Below are 8,829 nucleotides of genomic sequence, written 5' to 3' on the forward strand. Positions count from 1 at the left end.
GCGGACGCGGCGGCGGGCACCCTGCGGACCGCGAGCGAGCAGGGTGTCGCCGGCCGTGCCGTGGGCCAGCGGGCCCTGCGTGACGCGCTGCTCGACCACGTGGCGGTGCTGATCACCCCGGACGGGACGCCCGCCGCGCCGGTCGAGGTGCCGCAGCGGCTGGTGCAGGGGGTGGTCCGGATGGGCTTCCTCGGCGCCGCCGACGCCCCGGTAGGTGGCGAGGGCGGGAACGCCGTTCAGGTGCGGGTGGCCGGTCGTTGGGTCGGCCTGGTGGGACCGCACGGAGCGGCATGGTTGCAGAAGGCCACGGATCTTGCCGTGACACCCCTGAGCACTCGTCCGAACGGATGACCCCAGATCATTCTTCTGGTCAGGGGCGGTCGTTGGGGGGGTGCTTCAACCCGGCTGTCCGGGTACCGTCCATCCTCGGATCCAACGCACCGTAGGCGACTGGATCCGCTGGGGAGTGAGGTGCGCGAGCGATGCCGTGGTGGTCATGGCGCCCCGGTCCCGCCGACGGCGGCGATCCGGATACCCGAAGCGGGATCACAGTCGATAGCGCGGTCCGGATCGGGCCGCCCAGCCCTCGCCAGCCGGGGGACGACTGCCCGTCCAACGAGCGGCCAGTGCTGACCGAGATGCCCGCCACCGTCGAGCCGGTGAGTCTGAGCCGGGTCTGTGACGCACTCGACCTGCTCGACGTGCGCTACCTGGCCGATGGTGACGGCAACCTGCTGGCGATGTGGGAGCGGCACGCCGTGCTGGTCACCCTGGAAGGCCCGGAGGACGAGATCCTGGTCATGCGGGCACGTCCGCACGCCACGGTCCCGCCGGACTGGGCCGACCGGGCGTACCGGGTGGTCAACGAGTGGAACCACACCCGCCGGTTCTGCAAGGCGTACATCGGTGACCCGACCGAGCGCGGTCAGCTGCCGATCTACGCCGAGCTGCAGGTGCCGCTCGGTGCCGGGACCCACGACGCGCTCCTGGTCGAGATGCTCGACTGCGGCGCGGCGGTCGCCACCAGCTTCGTGGACTGGCTGCACGACGAGGGCGCGCTGCTCTGACGCCACCGCGGCTCGGGCGGGTCAGCCGCCGTTGGCCGGGTCGTCCTCGACGTTGACCATGAAGTACGCGGCACGCTCCAGGTAGTCCCAGAGGGTGCCGGCGATCTCCGGCTCAAGGTCGAGCCGGTCCACGGCGCGGCGCATGTTCCGCAGCCAGGCGTCCCGTTCGGCCGCGCCGATCCGGAACGGCGCGTGCCGCATCCGCAGTCGGGGGTGCCCGCGTTGGGCGGAGTACGTGTTCGGCCCGCCCCAGTACTGCATGAGGAACAGGGTCATCCGGTCCGCGGCCGGGCCCAGGTCCTCCTCCGGGTACATGGGCCGCAGCAGGGGGTCGGTGGCGACGCCGGCGTAGAACTCATCGACGAGCTTGCGGAAGGTGGGTTCGCCGCCGACCGCTTCGAAGAGGGTCATCGACGCACCGGGACGGTCGGATTCACCTGCGGAGGTCACCGTTCCATCCTGCCAGGTGCGCCCGGTGCCGACCCGACCCGCACGGCGTGCGTCGGATCACGCCGGGTCAGGTGACCGCGTGCCGGCGGTGACCGTCGCCGGCATGCGGGTCGGACGTGCCTCCCGCCGTGCCGTCGCTGGCCGGGTCGGTGCCGGCGGGCGGAGCGGCGTTGGCCGCCGTGGCGGCGGCGATCGCGTCGTCCACCGTCTGCCGGTCGGGCCAGCGAAGGGTGGCCACCGCCATGAGCACCACCCCGGCTGCGCTCCACAGCCCGACCACGACCGGGATGGGGAACCGCTCGGCGAGCACCCCGGTGACCAGCACCGCGAGCCCTTGGATGACCTGCACACCGGTAGCCATCACGCCGAACGCGCGGGCCCGGAACCCGTTCGGCAGCGCCTGGACGAACAACCCGTTGGCCATCGGCAGCATGCCGGCGACCGCGAAACCGCAGAGCGCGGCGAGCAGCGCGACCACCAGTGGCGGGGGATCGAGCAGCACCGGTACGAGCACCAACGGGGCGACGACCGCGAGTGGCCGCATCAGCTTCATCCGGCGCGCCGGGCCGAACAGGCGACTCACCAGCAACCCACCGAGGATGAAGCCGACCGGGTTCGCCACCATGATCGCTGCCTGTGCGGTGCCGGCGCTCACGGCGCCACGGCTCTCGTCGTTGGCCCAGGCCGCGGCCAGCCCCTCAGGAACGATCGAGAAGAGCATCGCGCTGAAGACCAGTACCGCGATGGCCCGCAGCACCGGTGTGCGGAACACGATGCCGAACCCCTGCCGGGTCTCCCGCAGCAGGTGGCTGCGGTGCGCCGGGTTCATCACCGCCGGGCGGTTGCGCACACCGAGGCGAACCAGCAGCGCCGAGAGACCGAACGTCGCCGCGTTGAACAGCAGCGCCACCTCCGGGTCGATCGCGGCGACAGCGGCGCCGAAGACGTACCCGACGACCTGGGCGGCCTGCCCGACGCTGCTGTTCAGCGACAGCCCCACCACCAGTCGGTCCCCGGTGAGCAGTTGCGGGATCAGCGCGGACTTCGCCGCCTGGCTCGGTGGGTTGGCCAACGTGGCGGCGAAGATGAGCAACAGCACCGCCTGGTACGGCAGGGCCGGGATGGCGATGAGCAGCATCAGCGCCATCCGGATGAGGTCGCACGCCACCATCACCCGTCGGTAGGCGTACCGCTCCGCGAGTGCGGCGAGCACGGGACCACCGAGCAGCCAGGGCAGGAAGCTGACCGCGAAGGCAGCCGCGGAGAGCGCGACGGACCGGGTCTGCTGAAAGACGAGCAGGGTGACGGCGGCCTTCGCGACGTAGTCGCCGACCCAGGAGAGCGCACCAGCGACGAACACAGCACGGAACTCGCGCTGGGCGAACACCTCGCGAAACGTGGCGGGGCCTTCCGTGGAAGGTCGCTCGTCAGGCACCGTCGCCTCCATCGGCCCCGGCTCGGCCGCTCGTGGCAGCCCGGCCGGAAGCTCTCGTCAGATCTACGGATCAGCGAGGATGTGATCACGCTTTGGTGGGAACGCGTGCTCCGGATTCTGCCCGATCGTCTGACAACTAGCTAGGTCGAACGGGTCGTTCGTCGCCTCCCCGACTGAACGAACGGACGATACCCGAGGGGCCGGCCGGCTCGCGACCCCTGAATCACGGGACAGTGTCGCGGGCTCAGGTGGCACCGCCCTGGCCGGTCTCACCCTCCGGCAACGGCCGAGTCGACAGGCCGGGATAGATGCGGAAGGCCGCGATCTGCGCGGTGATCCCCGAGTTCTCCAGAGCCTCCGCGAGACGCCGACGCAACTCCCGGCCCACCGCGAACTGCCCGTCCGCGGTCGTCTTCACCACCGTGCGGATGACCGCGCCGTCCACCGTCACCTGCTCGACACCCAGCACCTCGGGCGCCTCCACGATCTCCGGCGACAGTTCCGGGTCCATCGCGATCGAGGCGGCCGCGGTCCGCAGGACCGCCGTGGCCTCCTCGGTGCTGTTGAAACCGATCGGCAGGTCCACCACCACGAGGGCCCAGCCCTGGCTCTTGTTGCCCACCCGGATGATCTCGCCGTTGCGGATGTACCAGAGCACGCCACGGCCGTCGCGCACGGTGGTGACCCGCAGGCCGACCGACTCGACCACGCCCATCGCCTCACCCAGGTCGACGTTGTCGCCCACGCCGTACTGGTCCTCGATCAGCATGAAGAGGCCGGCGATCAGGTCCTTCACCAGGCTCTGCGCGCCGAAGCCCAGTGCGACGCCGGCGATCCCCGCGCTGGCCAGCAGCGGAGCCAGGTCGAAGCTGAACTCGCGCAGGGTCATCAGCAGCGCGATGCCGAAGACGAACGCGGTGGTCAGGCTGCGCAGCACCGACCCGATCGCCTCGGCCCGCTGCCGGCGCCGCTCGGGTACGAACTCGGCCGGGTCGGCCGCGGCGGTGGGCACCCGCTCGCGCAGTGGCCGCAGCATCGTCGGCACCGCACCGTCGGTGGTCGTCCGAACCAGCCGGTTGATGGTCCGGTGCAACGCCCAGCGGGCCACCATCGCCAGTGCCAGGATCAGCAGCACCCGAAGCGGTTTGAGCAGGATCCAGTAGCTTCCCTCGGCGAACCAGGCGGACCCGGTGATCCGGTAGATCCACTCGCAGGAGGTGCTGCCCTGGCAGCTCACCGAGACGGTGTCGGACAGGGCTAGGGGCGTCACGCTGGCGGCACTCACTATGTCTTCGTACCGCAAGGGGCCCGAGCGCCCGCCGCCGACCCACCGGCCGGGTGACCAACCGCCGAGGGCAGGACGCTCACCCTCTCCCGGGCAACGCGGCGCGGAGCCGTTCGTACTCGGTCTGGCTACCGATCGCCGCCCGGTGTTCGGGGTGAGCGACGTAGTGCCCGATCACCGCGGCGAGAAATCGGGCGTCGACGTTGTCCCTCCGCGTCACCAGCAGCGCGGCCAGGACCACCCAGAGAACGTCGAAACCACGTCGAACGTCGACACCGTGCCCTGTCTGGTCGAGCGCAGTGCGCCGATGTGGGTGGACGCCGGCCCGAGGTAACCCAGGGCGAAGAACACCGTCCAGGCCGGCCCGGGTGTGGCGAAGGCCGGAATGTGCGGCTGCACCACGAAGTAGGCCGGCCGGACCCCCACGACGACGGCCGCCAGGACCAGTGCTGCCAGGGAGATGAGGATCAACAGGCGCTGCCCCATCAGGTACGTGGACCCCCGGGTCACGGCGTTCACGCCGACCAGGAGAAGCCCCAGTGCCAGGACGACGTGCCGGTGGCGCACGGTGGCGGCGGAGAGTCTGTCGATCATGCCCGTGACCATAGGGGCCGATGGTCGCTGGACCTGCTGGCCGATCGGTCGAGGGTGAGCACCGAAGCGTCGTGAACCCGTCACCACGGCAGCGTCCGCCCAGGCTGGAGCGGCTCCCCGCCCCGGCGTGGGTGATCCGCTTACCAGAAGAGAGATTAGTACGTGCAATCCGGGGTCCGATCAGGGACTATTGGCGCAACGGACGTCGGTGATCGGCCCGGCGTCGACCGTGTGGGCCAGTGCGCCCGGCCCCGGTCGGCGGCGGTTCGCAGCAGCCGCTGAACCGGGAGGGTGAGCGCGATGCCTGACATACGACCCACGGTGGGCTCCGGCGCGTTGGTCCTCAACGCCACCTACGAGCCGCTGTGTGTCGTGTCGGTGCGTCGCGCCGCGATCCTCGTCCTCTCCGCCAAGGCGGTCTGCGTCGCCGACGGTGACGGCATCCTGCACAGCGCCCGGAACGCGCTCCCGGTGCCATCCGTGGTCCGGCTGACGCGCTTCGTCCGGGTGCCGTACCGCACGCATGTCGGGCTGTCCCGGCGGGCGATCTTCGCCCGGGACGGGTGGCGGTGCGCGTACTGCCGGGGCCCGGCCGAGACCATCGACCACGTGTTCCCGCGCAGCCGGGGCGGCCGGCACGCCTGGGAGAACGTGGTCGCCGCGTGCGCCCGGTGCAACCACACCAAGGGCGACAAGACCCCGGCCGAGATGGGGTGGCGGTTACACGCGTTGCCGGCCGCCCCGAAGGGCACCGCCTGGCGGGTGCTCGGGCACCGCGCCCCCGACCCCCGCTGGGCCGACTGGCTGGACCTGCGGGAGCCGGAAGCAGCCGCCTGAACTCGCAGGGCGTGGTCAGGCTCCGGGGTGGGTTGCCCGGCGCGCGGCGCGTTCGTGGCGGTCGACCGCCCGGCGGTACGCGACCGCGAGGAGCCGGTCGATGTCGGGCAGCAGTTGCGGGCCGGGCATGACGATGCTGGCGAAGCCGTACTGGGCGTAGCCCGGGTGCGGCGCGAGGGTGTCCAGTCGGGCGAAGTCGAACTCGTGCCGGTGCTCCTCGAACGCCTTGGGCGGGAAGCCGAACAGCCGCTCGAACTCGGCCCGGCCCAGCTCCAGGTTGAGGCGGAAGACACCGGGGCGGTCCAGCTGCGCGGCCTCGTCGAAGCCGGGCACGTCGTGTTCGACGATGGTGGCGAACGGCTGGCGGCGGTCCGGGCCGACGAAGAAGAACCGGTCGCCCCAGGCGGCCTCGGGTGATCCGTTCTCCTCACTCGCCACGACCTGTTCGACGCCGGGCAGCGCGACGATCCGATCGGCGAGCACGGCCGCGTCGACACCGGTCGGGATGTGCAGGACCGCGTCGGCGTGCTCGATGGTGGCCCGGTCCAGTGGGAAGTAGCGGTAGTCGTGCGTCCGCTGCTCGGCCGCTGCGACGTCGGACGCCGGCAGGTACCGGGGCAGGTCGGTCTCCTGCTGGAGTCGGCCCTCGTAGGTCGAGGCGGCAGGTGCCTCGATGCCGAGCGCCGGGCTCGCGCCGAGGCTGCCGGTGATCACCGCGTACCGGTCGCCCAGCAGCGACGCGATGATCGCTCCGGCGCCGGCCCAGGACACCTCAGTGTCGGCCAGCGTCATCGTGCTCAGGTGGCGCTGGAGGTGCGTGTTGTGCGCGAAGACCAGCGTGGGCCCGCGGTGTGCCTCGGCCGATCGGATCGCGAGCAGGTTCTCGGCCATCAGCGCGTCCCGGACCGCGGCCAGGCGGGCGAAGCGTTCCGCCTGAGCAAGTGGTGCGGCGGCCGCGGCGTGGTAGCGCAGCAACGCGACGGCGGCGGTGGCGTGCACGAACGCCGCCGGCCAGCCCGCCGACTTCCACGGCGCCCGCAGGTACAACTCGGTCAGCAGATCGTCGGCGAGCACCCGCAGTCGCTGGGCGTCGGTCGAGCGCCCGACCGATCGGCCTGGTTCCCAGATCGCGGCCGGGTCACTCCACCGCGCCTCGTCTCCGATCAGGTCGGCGATCTCCGCGGACCGGTCCAGGCCGAGGAAGTGGCAGACCTGGTCGAGGTGGCGGCGCGGGCTCGGGGCGCTCTCCAACTCCACCGGGGCGTCGAAGCCGTGGAACGTCAGGCGCTCGCCGTCCGGCCGTCCGGCGTTCCACTCCCGCATCCGCAGCAGGAGGTCACGGTTGGCCGGGGCCGCGCCGAATCCGTGGCTGAACCCTTCGGTGAGCGCACGGTCGAGCGTCACGGCGGCGACGCCCTGCACGAACTCGTCGGCGATCAGCCCGGCCGCCCGGTCGCTCTCCACGGCGATCGAGCGGTAGCCGTGCTCGGCAAGCGACAGGAAGGCCTCGTTGCGGAGCTGAAGGAAGGCGGACTCACCATGCGTCGGCTCGCCGAGCGCGAGCAGGTCCGGGGGTACCGCCAGCAGGTCGAGAAAAGATGGCATTCCATGAACCGTATCGTTGAACCAGCGTGTGAGACTTACGAGCGGCGGAGCGCGGTGACAGCCACAAAACCCTCAAACCCAGGGGTACGCCGACCGATCGATCTCGCGCGTGCCCACGGCCTCTCGGCGCAGGCGGTGCGCAACTACGAGCGGGACGGCGTCCTGCCTCCGGCCCAGCGCACCCCGAACGGCTACCGTCGCTTCACCGAACTGCACGCCAAGGCGCTGAGTGCCTACCTCGCGTTGATCGCGGGCCACGGCTACTCGGCCAGCGGCGAGATCATGCGGGCCGTCAACCGGGGCGAGATCGACGCGGCGTTGCGCACCATCGACGAGGGCCATGCCCTGCTCCAGCGTGATCGGGAGACCCTGGACGCGGTCGAGACGGCGGTGGCGACGCTCACCGGAACGAGACCGCAACCGCAGAGCCGGAAGGCCGTGCCGGTCAGCGTGCTGGCGCACCGGCTCGGTCTGCAGCCGGCCACGCTGCGCAAATGGGAGTGGGCCGGGGTGCTGCGGCCGGTACGTGATCCGGTGACCCACTACCGGCTCTACCTTCCCGACGACGTCCGTGACGCCGAACTCGCCCACCTGTTGCGCCGCGGCGGCTACCGGCTCGACCACATCGCCGACGTGCTGCGTCGGGTGCGCGACGCCGGCGGTGCCGAACCGCTCGCCGCGTCGCTGCGCCAGTGGCGGCAACGGCTCACCGAGCGAGGCCGGGCCATGCTCACCGGGGCCGCCCGGCTCGCCGACTACGTCGACGCTTGTCAGCCACCCGAGCGAGCCTTGACCAGCGATGCGAAGACCACCACGTTGTCCGCGTAGCCGGTCTCGCCGCCGACCCACCGGCCGCCGCAGGTGATCAGTCGGAGGCTCGGGCGGCTGAAGTCGCCGTACACCTCGTCCACCGGCAGTCCGCCCTTGTCGAACTTCTCCACCGAGTTGACCTCGAAGACCGCCACGCGCTGGTCGGTGCGGGTGACCTCGATCTCGTCACCGGAGCGCAGCTCGCGGAGTTTGTGGAAGACCGCCGGCCCGCTGGTGGTGTCGACGTGCCCGACGATCACGGCTGGGCCGTACTGGCCCGGGGTGGGCCCCTGGTCGTACCAGCCGGCCTCCTGGGCGCGGGCCGCGTCCGGTACGGCGATCGTGCCGTCCGGGGCGATACCCACGTCGTGTACGGGCGCCCGCACGTCGATCTTCTCGATGGCGAGGCTGGTCGGACGGCTGGCCGGCAGCACCGGGAACTTCTTCGGCGGCGGCCGCAGGCCGGCGCTGAGCCGCTCCGGCAGCAGGCTCATTCCGGTCACCTGCTCGACGCCGAGCATCGCCACGATCAGCACCATCAGCGCGGCGATGGCCAGCACCGGCAACCCGGGGCTCGTACCGAAACGGTGTCGGGCCGACGGCGACCCGGCCGGACGCCGCGGCGGCAGCGGGCGGGCGGCCGGATCGGTGGTGGTGACGCTGGCCGACACGGCCTGCCCGGCGACCCAGCGCAGCCGTCCGGAGACGCGGGCGACTAGCCGGCCGGACGCGCGCAGCGCCGCGAC

General features: G+C 71.6%; 11 protein-coding genes. 4 read left to right on the forward strand and 7 right to left on the reverse strand.

All coding sequences use genetic code 11. The annotated features are described in order from the left end of the window. A partial coding sequence (locus PSH25_RS24935; protein WP_502361361.1) for a DUF8185 domain-containing protein occupies positions 1-351 on the forward strand: 351 nt, incomplete at its 5' end. Between the two features lie 131 nt (positions 352-482). After that, positions 483-1,067, forward strand: a complete 585-nt coding sequence (locus tag PSH25_RS24940) for a type III secretion system chaperone family protein (protein ID WP_238661379.1) — start codon at positions 483-485, stop codon at positions 1,065-1,067. Between the two features lie 21 nt (positions 1,068-1,088). On the opposite strand, the gene PSH25_RS24945 is transcribed toward PSH25_RS24940, so the two are convergent. From PSH25_RS24945 to PSH25_RS24965, 5 genes are all read right to left on the reverse strand, one after another. After that, entirely contained in the window at positions 1,089-1,517 is a 429-nt protein-coding gene (locus tag PSH25_RS24945; RefSeq protein WP_124859707.1) for a globin, read from the reverse strand. A gap of 67 nt (positions 1,518-1,584) precedes the next feature. Further along, complete coding sequence (locus tag PSH25_RS24950; RefSeq protein ID WP_238661380.1) at positions 1,585-2,964, reverse strand: MFS transporter; 1,380 nt, start codon at positions 2,962-2,964, stop codon at positions 1,585-1,587. Positions 2,965-3,196: 232 nt separating this feature from the next. Beyond that, positions 3,197-4,189, reverse strand: a complete 993-nt coding sequence (locus PSH25_RS24955) for a mechanosensitive ion channel family protein (RefSeq protein WP_502361362.1) — start codon at positions 4,187-4,189, stop codon at positions 3,197-3,199. Positions 4,190-4,316: 127 nt separating this feature from the next. After that, positions 4,317-4,478: a hypothetical protein gene (locus PSH25_RS24960; RefSeq protein ID WP_238661381.1), complete on the reverse strand. Its 162-nt coding sequence runs from the start codon at positions 4,476-4,478 to the stop codon at positions 4,317-4,319. After that, on the reverse strand, positions 4,454-4,831 hold the full coding sequence (locus tag PSH25_RS24965; protein WP_238661382.1) for a hypothetical protein: 378 nt from the start codon (positions 4,829-4,831) through the stop codon (positions 4,454-4,456). Before PSH25_RS24965 ends, PSH25_RS24960 begins: the two co-directional genes overlap by 25 nt. A gap of 300 nt (positions 4,832-5,131) precedes the next feature. Here PSH25_RS24965 and PSH25_RS24970 point away from each other — a divergent pair, with 300 nt between their 5' ends. Next, positions 5,132-5,668 (forward strand): HNH endonuclease, encoded by a 537-nt coding sequence (locus PSH25_RS24970; RefSeq protein ID WP_196929863.1) that lies wholly within the window; start codon positions 5,132-5,134, stop codon positions 5,666-5,668. A gap of 15 nt (positions 5,669-5,683) precedes the next feature. Here PSH25_RS24970 and PSH25_RS24975 read toward each other — a convergent pair whose 3' ends face one another. After that, positions 5,684-7,273, reverse strand: coding sequence for a DUF6194 family protein (locus tag PSH25_RS24975; protein ID WP_238661383.1), 1,590 nt, complete (start codon positions 7,271-7,273; stop codon positions 5,684-5,686). Between the two features lie 54 nt (positions 7,274-7,327). Here PSH25_RS24975 and PSH25_RS24980 point away from each other — a divergent pair, with 54 nt between their 5' ends. Continuing rightward, complete coding sequence (locus PSH25_RS24980; RefSeq protein WP_308193734.1) at positions 7,328-8,101, forward strand: MerR family transcriptional regulator; 774 nt, start codon at positions 7,328-7,330, stop codon at positions 8,099-8,101. Here the strand turns inward: PSH25_RS24980 and PSH25_RS24985 are convergent. After that, a complete protein-coding gene (locus PSH25_RS24985; protein WP_238661386.1) occupies positions 8,044-8,820 on the reverse strand; it encodes a class F sortase in 777 nt (258 codons plus the stop codon). The two genes, PSH25_RS24980 and PSH25_RS24985, sit on opposite strands and share 58 nt — an antisense overlap. Positions 8,821-8,829 lie beyond the last annotated feature (9 nt).

The organism is Micromonospora foliorum (genome assembly GCF_022229015.1).
Lineage (GTDB): Bacteria > Actinomycetota > Actinomycetes > Mycobacteriales > Micromonosporaceae > Micromonospora > Micromonospora foliorum.